This window comes from Lentilactobacillus raoultii (genome assembly GCF_900411375.1).
GTDB classification, from domain to species: domain Bacteria; phylum Bacillota; class Bacilli; order Lactobacillales; family Lactobacillaceae; genus Lentilactobacillus; species Lentilactobacillus raoultii.
Genome location: NZ_LS422992.1, coordinates 120,342 through 137,021, shown reverse-complemented (window position 1 = coordinate 137,021; position 16,680 = coordinate 120,342). Strand labels below are relative to the sequence as shown.

Below are 16,680 nucleotides of genomic sequence, written 5' to 3'. Positions count from 1 at the left end.
AACGCTTTTCAGCTCCTACTAAAGTGGTGACATGCGGGTGGTTGACGGACACCCGGCTGGTAGCCGCCAGGATTTACCCGGCGCTTCTAAGGTGGTACTTCGGATGTTTTTGCCCAGCTAGCCATTGATTCCCCAACTGCTGAATATTCATGGCTCCGACGCGATCATCATTAGAGCGGTAGCCACACTGACACTGATACTCGTGAACTTCATGATGGCGTTGTTCCTTAACGATCACGGTACATTTAGGACAGCGTTGGCTGGTATAGTTAGCCGCAACCTTAAGCACCTGACTGCCCATGGCATTAGCTTTGTAAGTTAAAAATTCTTCTAACTGATAGAACGCCCAACTAACGGTTTCATAGCGCCGATCTTTGGCGACTTTTTCGGTGGCGAAGCGGACATGCGTGAGGTCCTCCATGACAAACAAGGTCTGCGGGCCGAAGTGGTGAACGAGTGCCTGACTGAGCCGATGATTGAGATCGGTCATCCAACGGTTCTCTCGTTGCCGTAATTGGCGTAACTTCCGTTTGGCCGCCTTGGTGCCCTTACTTTGTAATTCACTGCGGAGGTGCTTAAACTTTCGCCGAGTGCGAAGAATCGCCTGCCCATCCAAGAAACTAGTTTGGCCGGTCTCGTCATAGACGGTGGTTAAGAAACGTAAGCCGCGATCAATCCCGACGACATGGGTCGTTTGCGCTTTATCATAGTCGGGGACGACTTTCGTGACACTGATATGTAAATACCACTTGTGACCGCTCTTAACCACTTTCGCGGTCCCCAGTTTCCAAGAGCCATCAAAGTAGCTGTCCCAATGTTTCGTTGGTACGGGAGTCACCACGATCCGGCCTCGAAGCGTATTTAATGATAAGCGGCCGTCTTTCTTTAAAGACCAGTCTCGGCCACGGACCAAGTCGAGCTGTGGGCGACGAAATTGTACGGGCTGCCATAACCAGGTTAAGTCTTTGGGCGTCTGCTGCCACTTCCCCTGGTCATCCCGGTACCGGTAGGGTCGTTCCTTTAGCTGGGTTTGAATCGCGTCATAGCGCGCCTTGACCGTGCGAAAGACGGATTGCGCCATCTGGGAACGCAAGTCAAATTCTCCACGCAGGAAATAATACAGAGCTTGATGCAATTTAATCAGCCTTAATTCAAACGCGTGGTCAAAGACGTATTGTGAAACTTTTTGACAGGCCTGCCGGTACTGTTCCATGGTCTCGCTGAGGGCCGTCGCGTCAGCTGAATGACTCACTTTGAACTGGACCTTAATGGTCTGGGTTATTTCGATGTTACTCACCACCTTGTTAACTAGTTTACGAACAAACGTGCTCTAAAATTATATCAGAAAGTGAGGGACAAGGCAATTCCTCCCGTCACTAAAGTAACGGGTTTCTTTGCCTCAACTTTAAATGAAAAAAATAACAACACTTTATGATAACTATCGTGAAATCATTGCTTACCTTTTTTGGGGCGTCATTACCACCGTTGTTAACCTCGGCGTTTTTGCAGGCTTCCATCTTTTGACCAATTGGAACTATATGATTAATAACACGATTGCCTGGTTTGTCAGCGTGTTGGTTGCCTATCTTTCAAATCGCGCTTACGTTTTTCACTCCAACACAACCGGCATTATCGCGTATTTAAATGAGATGGTTTCCTTTTTCGGCGGACGGGTCTTAGTTTTGATTCTCGAACAGGGAATTCTGTTCGTCGGCATTACCCTGTTGAGTGGTAATCAACTGATTGTTAAAATAATTGATAACGTCATCGTGGTTATCCTTAACTACTTCTGGTCAAAGTGGGCGGTCTTTCGAGACCAGAAATCAAAATCATAATTTTGCTTAATTACTGAAAGGAAAATTGGCATGCAAAAACCAAATCTGGATCGACAAACGTTGCGTAAACGTAAGGCTGAATTCCCAGACGGTCTGTACACAACAGCTGATGGATTCAAGCTTTTAGGCATGGCTGTTATTTTAATCGCCATTGTCGTAGCTTGCGCAAAATACTTAATGTAATAATAAACCAAGCGTGTCTGAGTGAACTGACCCTAAGTGGGTAAAAGCAGTTTACGTAGACACGCTTGGTTTATTTTACTTATTAATTGCTAAGGGGTTCTTAAAACATAAGTTCACCAAATTGTATCCAAAATGCTAGGTGGGCAAATACATAAGATTCTATAAAAAGTTTAATAACAAAGCCAAACTAAATAACTTGTTTTTTGTATTACATGTTAAACTTAGTTAAAAGATGAGGAGGTTATCTTATGATTGAAGTTAAAACTGTTTCTAGAGGTAATTCACTGGCACTTAGCCTTCCAAAAAATGGCCCATTTAAGAAAGGGCAAAAATGGCTGCTAATCCCTTCTTCAGACGGTAAATCCTTTACTTTGATACCACGAATTAGCAATCCCTATGCCAAGTCCAAGTCTTCTAACACCCGAATGCCCGAAGAATGGGGCGATATTGATTTTAGTGAGTTTGAATAATGACCTACTCACCTAAACAAAAAGATATGGTTTGGATTGACTTTAACCCACAACGCGGACGTGAAATAAAAAAACGCCGTCCGGTAATTATTCTTAGCAGCAACGAATACAATAAGACCACTGGCTTTGTAATTGTATCACCAATCACTTCAACCACTCGTAATTTACCAGGATATATGACGCTAAATAATTATGAAATTCATGGTCAAGTTGTCGCTGCACAAGTATATTCGCTTGATGCATCGGAAAATGCCCATCGAGAAATATCGTTTGTTGAAAAAATGCGCGATGAAGATTTTTACCGCATTGCTCAAATTATTTATTATAATTTTGGCTTTGAATTTTAAAAATAAACGACCTTGCCCGAATTAATTTCGAGTAAGGTTTTTTCATTGATACATCCTACCTATATTCTGAAAAACAATTAATAATGATCAATCAAGTCAAATACAGCCTATATCATATTTAAAAAAGCCCTTCACCTCAATTGCTACCAAGATGAAGGGCTTTGTCGTTACTCTACAAATTTGTTAATCAATTTATTTCCATCAACTATCTTTTTAATTCCCTTCCATAAAACAACAAATCCCCTTAAATCAAGGATTCAAAGGGATTAAAGAGTATAAAAAGTTATTAAATATGACCTCACCCGGACTCGAACCGGGATCAACCGCTTAGGAGGCGGGTGCCCTATCCAGTTGTGCTATGAGGCCGAAAACAGTACATGTCAATTTTCTCATTTATCTATCGACATGTAAAGCAAAAATTAGGTGGGCAGCCATTCCTCAAGCAGACTTAGACACGGGCAGTCAAAAAAATTAAATGGTTATCCTTTGGCCTTTCGTTTATGGCGCATCCCCTTACGCTTCAGGTGCTTGCGCTTTTTATGATGCTTATTAGAATGTGCGAGCGGTTCTTGATGTGGTTGACGCGGTTGTTTATGGGCTTCAACAGGCTTTCTATCCGAAGATTCCTGTATATAACTTGTTTCATCAGGATGATCAGTTTGGACCGGTTTAGTATCCGAGAGCTGATTACCATTAAAATAAATTGGTGAAAGGTCAAACTGATCCCGAACCAACTGTTTTATACGCCTTAAATCATGATCATCCCCCATATTGATCACTAACCCAGCTTGATGCATCCGACCGGTTCGACCAACTCGGTGTGTGTAAGTTTTCTCATCCCGCGGGAGATCGAAATTAATCACCGCCGGAAGTTTGGGAATGTCGATTCCTCGAGCAGCAACATCCGTCGTTAAGAGTAGTCTAACCTTTCCCTTACGAAAATCCCTTAACGCATTTTGTCGGCTGGTCTGATTTTGCTCACTTGTTAGTTTTGCTGTCTCACGCACGTGTCGATGAATCAAGAAGCCCGACACCTTTTGCAAGGTACTGACCTGATTAAAAAAAACCAGTGCTTTAAAATCGTCTAAATGAAGAAATCGCAATAGCATCTGCTCTTTTTTTCGATTTGAGACCTCAAGTTGACCATGACGAACCTTTCCCCGGGTATCGTCAATTGAAGTCACATCAATGGTCGTCATTTTTTGATTAAACCAACGATTAACGTGTCTCAAGCTGTCATTTTGAGTCGCTGAAAAGAACCCCAACTGAACTTCATCCGGTGCCCGGTCAACCAAAGTTCGAATAGGATCCAGTGTCTCTTCACTTAATAAATTGTCCGCTTCATCAATCACGATTGCTTGAACGGTCTCCAACTTTAATTTATCCAACTCAAGCAGGTTCATTAACCGGCCAGTAGTTCCAACCAAAACGTTAGGGTGGTCCTTTAACCGATCAATTTGGCGGCCAAGGTTGGCCCCACCAACGACTCCTTGGACTGTTAGGCCAATTAGTTTTCCCCATTCAAGCAATGTTTTTTGGGTCTGCATCGCTAACTCAGCAGAAGGTTCGATGACAATTAATCCGAGTCCCTGACTTCCCCTTAAGCGCTCAAGCAATGGTAAAGTAAACGCCACGGTTTTCCCAGATCCCGTTGGCGCAATACCAACCACGTTTTCACCAGATATTAAGGGAGTATAAACAGCTTTTTGAATAGCTGTCCATTGTTGGTAGCCCAACTTTTTAGCATATTCTTTAAATTCACTAATCACTAGCGGTTCTCCGTTCTATCAAGCTTTCTCGCCTACAAAATAAATATGAGCGTCTTGACGTAAGTTAAACAAGACCTTATTAACATAGACGCTTAGTTGCTGCCAATAAACGTAATCCTTTTTATTCTGTTTATCGTTTGGATCATTAATCACTCTGGCAAAATCAAGGGCTTCCGGAATCATTGGATTTCGTCCCTCATCATTTCCCAAGGTCTGTCGCTTACCTTGTGAATCAACATAGTCAACGTGCTGAATTTCACCAGCATCATCAAGTTCGATAAAATCCTTTAATCCATAAATTTCGGAGGTCATGTGGGAATTGGAAATTTTTGAAAAGTTCAATACAATCGTATATTCCGGATAACTCAAAACGGCTGTCCCTTTTCCATCAACACCGGTCCGAATTAATTGTGGATAATAAGCAACTTCCTCAGGCATCCCAAATAGGGTGACGGCATCATAAACCGTATAGACGCCCAAGTCCTGTAAAGCCCCACCGCCAAATTTAGGTGAAAAGACGTTTGGAATTTCACCAGCTAAAACCTTGTCGTATCGCGATGAGTATTTCGAATAAGTGAATTCAGCTCCGGAAACAGTCTTTAATTTCCCGAGCTGTTTTTCAATTGCATGAAAGTTTGGCGTATGAATGTTGCGCGCAGCTTCAAAATATAAAACATCTGGATGCTGCGTTAATAACCGTTGAATTTCAGCCATTTGCTTCTGATTCATAAACGCCGGCTTTTCAACAATAAGGTTTTTGTCATGTTCAATGGCCGTTTTAGCTTGTTCAAAATGAATGCTATTGGGTGATGCAATATAAACCGTATCAAAGGTGTCACTTGAAAATAATTGAGTTAAATCATCAAAAGTATGAGGTACATCATTCTTGGCTGCAAATTGCTTAGCAGTTTCCAGATGCCTTGAATACACGGCTGCTACGTCATATTTCCCGGTCTCTTTAACAGCGTCAACAAATTGTTGGGTAATCCAGTTTGTACCAATAGTTGCTAATTTAATCATTTAGAAAACCGCCTTTCCTAAGTTAAATTGTAACAATTTTTTTGATCGATTAACATACGAATGATTTAATTCTTGATTAAATCCCGATATTTTGGAGTGGCCAATTCCCTTTTCAGTCCATTGTTCATGATATAATGTGGTGCAAGTATAAATGCAGGAGATGTTATGATTGCACAAACGGAGTATTGCTATTTTTATAATTTCTTTTTTAATTGGTTTTTTTCACACCCCTAGGAAAAAGAACCAAGTTAATCATTCTGATCCAATGTTTTTTGTTGGCACGTGGTATTTCAAAGATCAACATGGTCATCAACATAAACTCGAAATTGGCCCTGATCTTCAACTGACCGTTGATGGTGCAAAATCATCAGCTACCGTTTCAAGTATTAAAGACTATCAAGTATCCTATGTCGATCGCTATGGCTACGTCCTGGAGGTGCGGGCTAATGAAGCTCGACCAATCCTTCTCTATGACGAATCCGATAATACCACCTATGAATTATCACCAGCCCTGGAAGTGTCACAACATAAACGGCAACGACCTTAAAAATCAGTCATCGCTGTTTTTATTTTTATCTTCAACTCTCCAAATATCGTGCCCATTGTCGAGCATTACCGTTAAAAACCGACATTGGCAAAAAGACCACTTGGCGATCCAAACTATAATGCTGCTTGGGATTAGCCAAAATAAAGGTTGCATCACCGTTGGGCTTTCCAAGTTGGGCATCTGTCACCCAAAATTGATGATTTCCGGTTGCCTGAATTTTTAAATGCTGAATGATTTCCTGATTAGCAGAAATCACTACCGGCCGTTTGTAATAGTTTCTCATATCAGCGATTAATTGACGAACGTTTTTTCGAACCGTTTGCCAGTGTAGTGAGTTCTCATCATAACTGCCATAATACTGAATTGAAATACAGATCGGTAAGCTTCCGGTATTTGTGGCGACTTGGCGAACAAAGTTTTTGAATTGGGCCGTTGGTGAACTGCTAAAACTAAAGTAATGATAAACCCCAACCGGTAATTGTGATCCCTGGCTTCGCTGAAAATTGCTTAAAAAACTGTCATCCGTATAAGTTGCTCCCTGAGTTGCTTTCAAATACACAAACCTGACCCCATCGTTTTTTAAGCTTTCAAAATCGATGTACCCATTACTTTGATCAATTGAAACGCCCCGAATTGGATATTTTTTTAGTTCTTGTTGCGTATGCCATTGCCAAGCCACAAAAATCGACACTGCTAGAATTATCAACAAAAAAACGCCAAAAATCACCTTTCGGGTTCGTACCCGTCTTCGGTAAGTTTCAGCATAAATTGGTTGAACATCTTTTCGTCGCATAAATCATCATCTCAGTTAGCGGATTAACACGAGGTTATCCCCTGGTACTTTCAATTATATTTTGGACGTTGTGAATCGTATCCTCGGTTGCCGGTCCCATTCTAACAGTTGCCATCATAAATAGCGTGTCAATAATGGTCATCTGAGCCAACAATGAATACATTCCTTCAGATCGATAGTTGGATTCATCACTTGATGAGATAAACGTAATGTCACTATGGCTGGCCAATGGTGAATCCCGGTAACTGGTAATACCAATAACCGGCACTTTTCGGCGCTTCAACGTTTCAGCAATTTTAATTGTTTGCCGATTTTTCCCGGAATGGGAAATGACAACCGCACAATCATCCTCTCCCAATTTTACAGCTTGCATCAGTTGTACGTCAAAGTCTGGATAATAAAAGCAATCAATCGAGGTTCGTAAGAATTTATGATAACCATCCAGTGCGGCAACGGACGACCCGCCAAGGCCAAAGAAGCCCAATCGGCGGCAATGAATAATTCGAAGAACGGATCGGGCAAATTCCGATTCCTCAATGCCCTCCCGCGTATCTTGAAGTGCCCGCTGCGAACTGGTAAAGATTTTATCCGCAATGGTTGACAGTGTATCGTTAGCATCAATGTCTTTAAAAATTGGCAAGTTTTGAGGCCTAAGCTGAGTATAGGCTAACGATAGCGTAAATTCCCGAAAATTTGAATATCCCAAGGTTTTTACCAAACGGGAAACCGACGCCGTTGATGTCTCCGTCACAGCAGCCAAATCCTCAATGTTGGCTTCCGAAGCAGCTTGAGGATTGTCAATCACGTACTTTGCGATTTTTTTGTTTGTCCGACTTAAATTATCAAAAGACTGTTTTAATATTTGAACTGGCGAACTCATTTTAATCACCCTTCACTTTTTAAAATTGCTTGAGGTACCGTTTTTTAATTGCTTGTAAATATTTTACAACAAAATAGTTGCATTGTGAAATTGTTTTTCATATAATATTGTAGTCGCTTACATCAACACAAAAGAAAGATGCTTATGTTTGATGCAGCGCCAGAGGCATGGTAAATTTAGTTGAAAGCGATATCGGAACTGTGATAACGCCACTTCTTGGCACTTATGAAACCAACTAGTTTTTATTTTAGCGTGTATTTTCAGATTCGAAAACCGATATTTCTAACTTTAAACACGGAAAGGAAGTTGTATTGATGGATTACACATTGGGTGTTGATATTGGCACAACCAGTGTCAAAACTGTCCTCTATGACACCAAGGGCAAAGTGCACGGGTATTCGAATAACGGCTACCCATTATATCAGGATACACCGGACATGGCAGAGGAGGACCCTGAAGAAATTTTTTCTGCAATGCAGGATGGCATTACAGAATTGATTCGAAAGGCACGGCTTAAACCGGGAGAGCTGAAAGGAGTTGCGTTTTCATGTGCCATGCACAGCTTGATTTTGCTGGATTCAGACCATCAACCACTTACTCGTGCGATTACTTGGGGTGATAACCGTGCTATCAAATATGCAGATGAACTAAAAGCAAGTCCTCAAGGTATGGAGATTTATCAGCATACCGGAACGCCAATCCACCCGATGACCCCGCTAACAAAGTTAATTTGGCTTCGGCATGATCATCCGGATTTGTTTAAACAAGCTCGTTGGTTTGTCGGCATTAAAGAATATATCCTTTATAAATTATTTGGCACATTAAAAGAAGATTATTCGATTGCCAATGCTACCGGCATGTTCAATATTTATAACATGGACTGGGACGATCAAGCCCTTAAATTAGCAGGGGTTACTCGAAAACAACTTCCCGAATTAGTTGACACGACCTATCAATTAAAAGGCATGCGCGATCAATATGCAAAGGTGTTGGGAATTGATGCCGAAACGCCATTTATTATCGGTGCTTCTGATGGTCCTTTAGCCAATTTGGGTGTGAATGCGATTCAGCCGGGAGTTGTTGCCGTCACAATTGGCACTTCGGGGGCTGTTCGAGTGGTAACTGATAAGCCACATACCGATCCTAAAGCACGTGTTTTCTGTTACTATCTAGCCAAAAATATGTGGGTAGTCGGTGGTCCAGTCAATAACGGTGGTGTCGTCTTCCGATGGGTCCGTGATCAACTTTGCGCTCCTGAAAAGGTAACCGCAGAACAGATGCACATTGATCCGTATGATCTTTTAACTCAGATTGCGGCTAAAATACCAGCCGGGTCCGACGGCCTGTTGTTCTTCCCATTTCTTGGTGGCGAACGCGCCCCAATTTGGGATGCCAACGCTCGTGGTTCCTTCTTCGGCTTAAATCGAACCCATACGCGTGCCCACATGATTCGCGCTGTTTTGGAAGGCATCGTTTACAATCTATACACGGTAATGTTGGCACTTGAAGAAGTGGTCGGCAGACCAACCAGTATTCAAGCAAATGGTGGGTTTGCCCGTTCTGAACTCTGGCGACAGATGCTAACTGACATCTTTGAGCAGGACGTCGCAATTCCCGAGAGCTTTGAAAGTACCGCTTTAGGTGCAGCAACTTTGGGCATGTACAGTTTGGGCTTGATTAACAGCTTAACCGACGTTTCAAATTTTGTCGGAACAACCGTTGTGCATCATCCAGATCCAAAGAACTTTCCTGCCTACCGTGAACTCATTCCAATTTACATTCGGTTGAGTCGGTCACTGGAACCAGAATATAAGAATATTGCTGATTACCAGCGACGTCATGAACATGAAGATGATTTCTCAGGTAAGTGATCGTCTTTTACTACCTGATGCTTTACAAAAAGAAATCAAAAGCTGATAAATTTGAAGGGAGATCGATGACATGCAACTAATTGCACTTTTAATCGGTATTATCATCCTACTGGTTTTAATCATTAAGTTTAAAATTAATACCTTTGTTTCCCTGGTATTAACTGCTGCTGTTACTGCAGTCATGCTGGGAATGCCACTTGGCAAAATTACCGATTCGATTACGAACGGAATTGGTAGTCAACTAGGCGAGCTATCCATGGTCTTTGGCTTTGGTGCGATGCTGGGTCGGTTAGTTTCTGACTCCGGTGGTGCCTACATGATTGCCAATACCTTGATTAAGCGATTTGGTAAACAGCGGCTGCAAATTGCCGTTATGATTGCTTCGTTTATTCTTGGAATTGCACTGTTCTTTGAAGTCGGCATGGTCTTGCTGGTCCCAATTGTCTTTGCGATTGCCGTTGAAGCCGGCGTGCCAATTCTTTATTTAGGAATTCCAATGGCGGCCGCTCTATCGGTTACTCATGGCTTTCTGCCACCACACCCGGCACCAGTTGCCATTGCCCAAGTATTGGGCGCCAACGATGGCCGTGTGCTGTTATTCGGCTTTATCATTGCCATCATTGCCGCTTACATCGCTGGTCCGTTTTTTTCAAAACTAGCTCAAAAATTCGCACCGGATGCTTTCAACAGAAAGGGAAACCTTTCTTCAATTGGTGAAGTTAAACAGTTTAGCCCGGAAGAATCTCCTTCATTTGGTCTTTCAGTGCTGACTGCTTTGTTCCCAGTTATTCTACTAGCCATTGCTACTATTTACAAAATGACGGTAAATGGTGGTGTTGATCCTAAACACCCATCAACTTTGGATTCAATCATTGAATTTATCGGTTCTCCAAGTATTGCAATGTTAATTTCACTATTCTTTGCAATGTGGACAATGGGATGGGCACGTAAACGGACGACTGCTCAAATCATGGAATCGCTTGAAAATGCTGTTAAGTCAATTGCGATGCTACTTCTGGTTATCGGTGGTGGCGGCGCCTTTAAACAAGTTTTAATTGATGGTGGCGTTGGAAAAGAAGTTGCCAAGATTTTCTTAGGGTCCTCAATCTCACCTTTGATTCTTGGCTGGCTAATCGCTGTTGTTTTACGAATTGCACTTGGTTCAGCTACGGTCGCTTCGCTTACCGCAGCAGGCATTGTTGCCCCATTGATGGCTCAGTCAGGCGTTGACCCGGCTTTAATGGTCCTCGCCATCGGTGCCGGTTCACTAGCCGCTTCTCACGTTAACGATGCCGGCTTCTGGATGTTCAGAGAATATTTCGATTTGACCATCAAGCAAACACTGGAAACTTGGACCGTTTTGGAATCCGTTATTTCCGTTGTCGGAATTGTGCTGGTCATGGTATTAAATCTATTTTTCCAATAATTTATTTTAGAAAACATCATTTTATAATTAAAGAGGCTGGTCGATAAAAGTCGATCAACCTCTTTTTTAATCCGAGTGTTTACAAAAGTCATTATTTTAAATATGTTTGGCCTTAGGAACCCGTACCCGTTCAGCGATCAAACAAGCAAGTACAATCTTTAACGTATCACCAGGAAGAAAGACAAGATTTGAAGCTAAGGCAGTCAGCATTGGCGTATTGGCACTGATGGCCAACCAGATCGAGCCGATCACATCCACAATCAGAACCGCCCCAAGCCAGCCACCAACCATTCTTCCCCAAGGATGTCTCATGAAGCTGATTGTCAGAAAACTATTAACCAGCGCTGGTGTTAGCAACCACCCGATCAGATAGCCTCCTGTTGGGCCTACAAAAACAGCTGGGCCAGCCTGGCCACCACTAAGTACCGGAAACCCAATTAACGCTAACAGGAGAAATAAGCCGACTGCGAGCGTGCCACGTTTTGGCCCTAGTACGACTGCAGCCAACATAATTCCCAGATTTTGAAGGACGATTGGTACCGGAATAAAGCCTAATGGGATCGGTGGCATTAATCCCAAAACAATGATCATCGCCGTTACGAGTGCAACTTGGGTTATTTCTCGAATTTTCACAGCAACATCTCCATTTTAATTTATTCGTTAACTTTTTCTGAATAATTGTTAACCAATACTTGACAACAAAGGATCACCCATGATAAGGACTTTCGGGTAGAAAGACCTTTTTAACTTCGCCACTCGAAATGGTCATTGTTTCACCGGTCTTTTTCCGAATCACCAGTGCTCCTTCATCGTTAAACTTTAGTGCCGTGCCGATCACGGTTTGATTGCCCATCACAACTTCTATCTTTTGACCGAGTGTCTCAGAAAGTGCCGAGTACTCCGGTAGAAAACTTCCGGTTCGATAAGTTTGATACATGTAAAAAAAGTTATCAATAATGGCTGCCACAATCTGATTCAGGTCAATATTATTCTGAGCCACAATTGACCCGGCTTTTTGTTGAATATCGGTTGGAAATCCTTGAGAATTGATGTTTAGCCCAATTCCGACAATGACATTTTCATAAACCCCATCTTCCAAACTGGAAATGGTTTCTGTTAAAATGCCACCGCATTTTTTATGATGCGCCAAAATATCGTTAACCCATTTCACGCGAAACTCAACTTTTGGGAAAAATTGTTTGAGCGTTCGAACCACACAAACCGCTGTCCCTGTCGTAATCAAGCCTGAATGAATGGTTTTTCGATTTTGTAAAGGAATTAAGATACTCATATAGATACCGGTTTTAGCGGGCGAATAAAACGATCGATTAAGGCGTCCCCGGCCATTAGTTTGAGTATCCGTCACAAAGACTTGGGGACGATCAGCGCTAAAGTGGCTGCTATACGCTTTAGCATAATCATTAGTTGAAGTTAATTTTCTAAAATCGTGAATGTCAACGGGAAAGGTTGTCATTCGATAATGGTCAATCACTTGGGCATCAAAACATTTTGAACACTGGTATTGATATCCCAAGCCTTTTTTACTGATGATCCGATGCCCATGACGTTCCAATTTCAAAATATTATTGTAAACAGCCGGTCGACTAATTTTTAATCGTTTTGCCAGTTCATTTCCAGAGACATAACGACTGTTGGAAGACAACAGCTCATGTAAAATTTTCGATTGATGATCTGCCATTATCTTGATTACCTCGCTAACCCGTTAAAATAAGCCATTATGCTAAGCTAAAGCAACATTTACTGATGACGCTCATAACTTTTAAATTAAATGAACGCCTTTATCAACGTACACAATGTCACCTGTCATACCAGTCGATAAGTCACTCATCAAAAAGGCAGCGACGTTTCCAATTTCAGAAGTTGTCACACTCTTTTGATCAACAGTTCGTGACTCGGATTCCTTAAGTAATTCACTATGATGCTTAATTCCCGTAACAGCCAATGTCTTAACGGCACCAGCCGAAATGGCATTGACCCGGATTCCTTTTTCACCTAAATCCGAAGCTAAGTAACGAACGCTTGACTCCAAAGCAGCTTTAGCGACACCCATCATATTGTAATTAGGAATTGCGCGAGTTGAGCCAAAGTAGGTCAACGTCAAAATACTTCCTGGATTACTTAAAATTGGTTGGGCGTATCGACTGACTGCGATAAGTGAGTACGCACTAATGTTTTGGGCCAAATCATAACCGTCTCGAGACGTATTCACCAATCCCGAGGTCAAAGTTTCTTTATCAGCATACGCAATGGCATGAATGACACCATCAATTTGATGATATTTTTCACCAATCTTTTCGAATGCCTGTTTAATGTTTTCATCATCTGAAACATCACATTCAACCAAATCAGCATTTTCAGGTACAAATCGTTCCAAGCTCTTCTTAATACGGTCGTTTTGATAAGTCAACACGATCTGTGCACCCTGCTTCAGAATTGCTTGGGTACATCCCCAAGCAATACTTCGTTTATTTGCGACCCCCATAATGACAATCGTTTTTCCATCTAAAAAGCCACTCATTTCTTCGGCCTCCAAATTAAATTTTCGTTAAAACTTCCGATATCGTTCCTGACGTTGACGGAGTAATTCATCAATCGGCAAATTTTTTAATTCATTAAACTGATTATAAAGAAAACTCCTTAAAGGTTTTAAATTATCACCAGGGCGATATTCATGAATAATTTGATCAATAATACCACTTTTTAATAATAACTCTGGTGTTAATTTGAGCTCTTCAGCCGCCTGAGCAACCTTTGAGGAGTCTTTCCACATAATGCTTGCATACCCCTCAGGTGACAAGACTGAATAGATGCTGTCTTCAAACATAAAGACTTTATCACCGCATGCCAGCGCAATTGCGCCACCACTACCGCCTTCACCGACAATAATGCTGATGTACGGAACTTTGAGCTGCATCCCAACCTGTAAACATTGCGCAATTGCTGAACCAACACCGTGATACTCTGCCTCAACATCCGGCCAAGCCCCCGGCGTATTAACCAATGTCAGAATCGGTCTTTGAAACTTTTCCGCTTGCTTCATCAACCGTAACGCCTTTCGATAGCCTTCCGGTTCCGGACTACCAAAATGGCGTTTCACATTTTCCTCGGTATCCGCTCCCTTACGAATGCCAACTACCGTGATCGGTTGATCCTTTAGCAGCCCAATCCCACCAATAATTGCCTGATCATCGCCATCTGAACGATCACCATGCAATTCAAAAAAATCGGTCACTAGCCCGTTAATTAGTTCATCAGTTGAAATTTTTTGAGTGCTTCGGGCTGCCTGAACACGCTCATAAGCTGTTTTCTTAACCATTTGCGACCTCCTTTTTATGCAAGGAAAGCAAGTTGGTCAAGACTTGCTTTAAATCACTTCGTTGGACAATGGCATCCACAAAGCCGTGCTCCAAAACGGTCTCTGCGCGTTGAAAGTCTTTTGGCGGTTGCTTCATAATGGTTTGTTCAATCACTCGACGACCGGCAAATCCTACCAATGCATGTGACTCTGCCAAAATGATGTCACCTTGCATAGCAAAACTCGCTGTTACCCCACCAGTTGTCGGATCACAAAGAACAACGATGTACAACAAACCGGCTTTATTATGAGCTTCAACGGCTTGAGAAACCTTAGCCATCTGCATCAAAGAATGAATTCCCTCCTGCATTCTGGCACCTCCGGAGGCAGTAAACATGACCATCGGTAGTTTTTCAGCCGTTGCTTTTTCGAACAATCGAGTAATTTTTTCGCCAGTGGCACTTCCCAGACTTCCCATCACAAAGAATGGATCCATGATGCCAGCCGCCACTTTCATTTCAGCCAAAGTTCCGATGCCAGTCAAAACACTCTCTTTAATGCCAGTTACTTTTTTAGCTTTAGCAACTTTCGCCCGATACTTCTCATCTGTATATTGTTTTGGAACTGTGATACCCGCATCGATCTCTTTAAAAGAATCAAACGTAATCTTAGCTCGACGCTTAGCCGTAATTCGAAAGCCAAAGCCACAATTTGGACATGTCCGCTGCTTTCCAGCACGCATTGAAAAAAAAGTTGTATGACAAACTGGACATTCCTTCATAATATTATCAGGGATGTTGTCCATGCGTTTTTTCAATTCATCGCGACTGGGCATTTTAAACCGACTTTGCAGCATTTAATCCCCTCCTATTGGCTAGAACATCGTCTTCAATAAAGTCGGTGCCGTACGTCCCTTGTTTAAATCTATTGGTATTGACCAATTCATACAAAAAGGACTGGTTAGTAGTCACACCGGTAATTTCCAGCTCGCCTAGAACCCGCTTCATTTTTGCAATAACCATCTCACGATCATTTAAATGAACAATCAGCTTGGCAATCATTGAATCATAAAACGGTGAAATAAAGCTCCCATTTGTCACGCCAGAATCAATTCGAACACCTAAGGAACCGTCTGGGAAAAAGAGATGCCTAATTTTCCCGGGTTGAGGAGCAAAATGATGTTCAGGATCTTCAGCATTCAACCGGCACTCCAAAGCATGCCCTTTCACAGCCGCATCTGCCTGAGTAAATGGCAACTTCTGCCCACTGGCAACCGCTAACTGGGCCTTAACCAACTCAATGCCCGTGACTTCTTCAGTGATAGTGTGTTCAACCTGCAATCGCGTATTCATTTCCATAAAGTAAAAATGATGCGCTTCATCCATCAAAAATTCATAGGTCCCAGTATTCGTATAGCCAAGCTTTAGTGTCGCATTTGCCACAATTTCACCTAATTTCTGGCGCTCAGTCGGTGAAATTAAAACACATGGACTTTCTTCGATCACTTTTTGATGATTTCGCTGCAGTGAACAATCCCGTTCCGGTAAATAGACAACGTTGCCAAAATTATCCGCAACAACCTGCATCTCGACGTGTTTAGCATGGCGAATTAATTTTTCGACATACATACTGTCATCATTAAATGAAGCTTGGGCTTCCTGTTGGGCCTGTTGAAAAGCATCGGGCAGGTCTTCTGGCCGGTCAACTTCACGAATGCCCTTACCACCGCCACCAGCAGCAGATTTCAGCAGGACCGGAAAACCAATTTCTTTGGCGATTTTTTGTGCTTGATCGACTGATGTCACGTCACCCTGACTTCCAGGAATGACAGGCACACCAGCCGATTTCATTGCCTTTCTGGCGTTAGCTTTATCACCCATCAAGGAAATCAGTTGATGACTTGGCCCGATAAATTTAATATGACACGTCTCACATAACTCAGCAAATTCTGCATTTTCAGAAAGAAACCCATATCCGGGATGAATGGCTTCACATCCGGTTAAGGTGGCTGCACTGACGATCTGAGTCATATTTAAATAAGAGTCATTCGGTTGAGGACCGCCAATACAAATTGCCTCATCTGCCAGGTGAACAAATAAACTGTCTTTATCAGCGCTTGAATAAACCGCTACAGCTTCAATGTCCATATCATGAAGCGCTCTGATAATCTGCACGGCAATTTCCCCACGATTTGCCACTAAAACTTTCTTAAACATATGCTCA

The 16,680-nt window shown here is 42.3% G+C and carries 18 protein-coding genes and 1 tRNA gene; 7 read left to right on the top strand and 12 right to left on the bottom strand.

Features of this window, described 5'->3' with window-relative positions:
- Nucleotides 1-73: 73 nt before the first annotated feature.
- Entirely contained in the window at nt 74-1,252 is a 1,179-nt protein-coding gene (locus ED605_RS10875; RefSeq protein WP_306419371.1) for an RNA-guided endonuclease TnpB family protein, read from the bottom strand.
- 157 nt (nt 1,253-1,409) lie between these two features.
- Here ED605_RS10875 and ED605_RS10870 point away from each other — a divergent pair, with 157 nt between their 5' ends.
- The 4 genes from ED605_RS10870 (at nt 1,410) to ED605_RS10860 (ending at nt 2,835) form a co-directional block, all read left to right on the top strand.
- Nucleotides 1,410-1,835 carry a GtrA family protein gene (locus tag ED605_RS10870; protein ID WP_121978909.1) on the top strand — a complete coding sequence of 142 codons (426 nt, stop codon included), beginning with the start codon at nt 1,410-1,412 and terminating at the stop codon, nt 1,833-1,835.
- 30 nt (nt 1,836-1,865) lie between these two features.
- Complete coding sequence (locus ED605_RS14645) at nt 1,866-2,018, top strand: hypothetical protein (protein ID WP_162919795.1); 153 nt, start codon at nt 1,866-1,868, stop codon at nt 2,016-2,018.
- A gap of 248 nt (nt 2,019-2,266) precedes the next feature.
- Nucleotides 2,267-2,488, top strand: a complete 222-nt coding sequence (gene mazE / locus ED605_RS10865; protein WP_121978908.1) for a type II toxin-antitoxin system PemI/MazE family antitoxin — start codon at nt 2,267-2,269, stop codon at nt 2,486-2,488.
- A complete protein-coding gene (locus ED605_RS10860; RefSeq protein ID WP_121978907.1) occupies nt 2,488-2,835 on the top strand; it encodes a type II toxin-antitoxin system PemK/MazF family toxin in 348 nt (115 codons plus the stop codon). The genes mazE and ED605_RS10860 overlap by 1 nt, the downstream gene beginning before the upstream one ends.
- A gap of 293 nt (nt 2,836-3,128) precedes the next feature.
- Here the strand turns inward: ED605_RS10860 and ED605_RS10855 are convergent.
- The 3 genes from ED605_RS10855 to ED605_RS10845 all read right to left on the bottom strand — a co-directional run bounded on the left by ED605_RS10855 (nt 3,129) and on the right by ED605_RS10845 (nt 5,624).
- Nucleotides 3,129-3,201: transfer RNA gene (locus tag ED605_RS10855), tRNA-Arg, on the bottom strand.
- 113 nt (nt 3,202-3,314) lie between these two features.
- The gene (locus ED605_RS10850; protein WP_121978906.1) at nt 3,315-4,604 is read right to left on the bottom strand and encodes a DEAD/DEAH box helicase; all 1,290 of its coding nucleotides are present in this window, start codon (nt 4,602-4,604) and stop codon (nt 3,315-3,317) included.
- Nucleotides 4,605-4,622: 18 nt separating this feature from the next.
- Complete coding sequence (locus ED605_RS10845; protein ID WP_121978905.1) at nt 4,623-5,624, bottom strand: Gfo/Idh/MocA family protein; 1,002 nt, start codon at nt 5,622-5,624, stop codon at nt 4,623-4,625.
- Between the two features lie 169 nt (nt 5,625-5,793).
- Here ED605_RS10845 and ED605_RS10840 point away from each other — a divergent pair, with 169 nt between their 5' ends.
- A complete protein-coding gene (locus ED605_RS10840) occupies nt 5,794-6,171 on the top strand; it encodes a DUF4828 domain-containing protein (RefSeq protein WP_121978904.1) in 378 nt (125 codons plus the stop codon).
- 31 nt (nt 6,172-6,202) lie between these two features.
- On the opposite strand, the gene ED605_RS10835 is transcribed toward ED605_RS10840, so the two are convergent.
- Both ED605_RS10835 and ED605_RS10830 read right to left on the bottom strand, forming a co-directional pair.
- The gene (locus ED605_RS10835; RefSeq protein WP_121978903.1) at nt 6,203-6,964 is read right to left on the bottom strand and encodes a GH25 family lysozyme; all 762 of its coding nucleotides are present in this window, start codon (nt 6,962-6,964) and stop codon (nt 6,203-6,205) included.
- Between the two features lie 34 nt (nt 6,965-6,998).
- Nucleotides 6,999-7,844 (bottom strand): MurR/RpiR family transcriptional regulator, encoded by an 846-nt coding sequence (locus ED605_RS10830; RefSeq protein WP_121978902.1) that lies wholly within the window; start codon nt 7,842-7,844, stop codon nt 6,999-7,001.
- Nucleotides 7,845-8,158: 314 nt separating this feature from the next.
- On the opposite strand from ED605_RS10830, the gene gntK reads away from it, so the two are divergent.
- Complete coding sequence (gntK, locus tag ED605_RS10825) at nt 8,159-9,715, top strand: gluconokinase (RefSeq protein WP_121978901.1); 1,557 nt, start codon at nt 8,159-8,161, stop codon at nt 9,713-9,715.
- A 70-nt stretch (nt 9,716-9,785) separates the two neighbouring features.
- Nucleotides 9,786-11,141 carry a gluconate:H+ symporter gene (locus ED605_RS10820; protein WP_121978900.1) on the top strand — a complete coding sequence of 452 codons (1,356 nt, stop codon included), beginning with the start codon at nt 9,786-9,788 and terminating at the stop codon, nt 11,139-11,141.
- Between the two features lie 96 nt (nt 11,142-11,237).
- On the opposite strand, the gene ED605_RS10815 is transcribed toward ED605_RS10820, so the two are convergent.
- The 6 genes from ED605_RS10815 to accC form a co-directional block, all read right to left on the bottom strand.
- Entirely contained in the window at nt 11,238-11,774 is a 537-nt protein-coding gene (locus ED605_RS10815; protein WP_121978899.1) for a biotin transporter BioY, read from the bottom strand.
- A gap of 73 nt (nt 11,775-11,847) precedes the next feature.
- Nucleotides 11,848-12,840, bottom strand: coding sequence for a biotin--[acetyl-CoA-carboxylase] ligase (locus tag ED605_RS10810; RefSeq protein WP_121978898.1), 993 nt, complete (start codon nt 12,838-12,840; stop codon nt 11,848-11,850).
- 81 nt (nt 12,841-12,921) lie between these two features.
- Nucleotides 12,922-13,680 carry an enoyl-ACP reductase FabI gene (gene fabI / locus ED605_RS10805; protein WP_121978897.1) on the bottom strand — a complete coding sequence of 253 codons (759 nt, stop codon included), beginning with the start codon at nt 13,678-13,680 and terminating at the stop codon, nt 12,922-12,924.
- Nucleotides 13,681-13,707: 27 nt separating this feature from the next.
- A complete protein-coding gene (gene accA, locus ED605_RS10800) occupies nt 13,708-14,478 on the bottom strand; it encodes a carboxyltransferase subunit alpha (RefSeq protein WP_121978896.1) in 771 nt (256 codons plus the stop codon).
- A complete protein-coding gene (locus ED605_RS10795; protein WP_121978895.1) occupies nt 14,471-15,313 on the bottom strand; it encodes an acetyl-CoA carboxylase carboxyltransferase subunit beta in 843 nt (280 codons plus the stop codon). The genes accA and ED605_RS10795 overlap by 8 nt, the downstream gene beginning before the upstream one ends.
- Nucleotides 15,294-16,673: an acetyl-CoA carboxylase biotin carboxylase subunit gene (gene accC / locus ED605_RS10790; RefSeq protein WP_121978894.1), complete on the bottom strand. Its 1,380-nt coding sequence runs from the start codon at nt 16,671-16,673 to the stop codon at nt 15,294-15,296. Before accC ends, ED605_RS10795 begins: the two co-directional genes overlap by 20 nt.
- Nucleotides 16,674-16,680 lie beyond the last annotated feature (7 nt).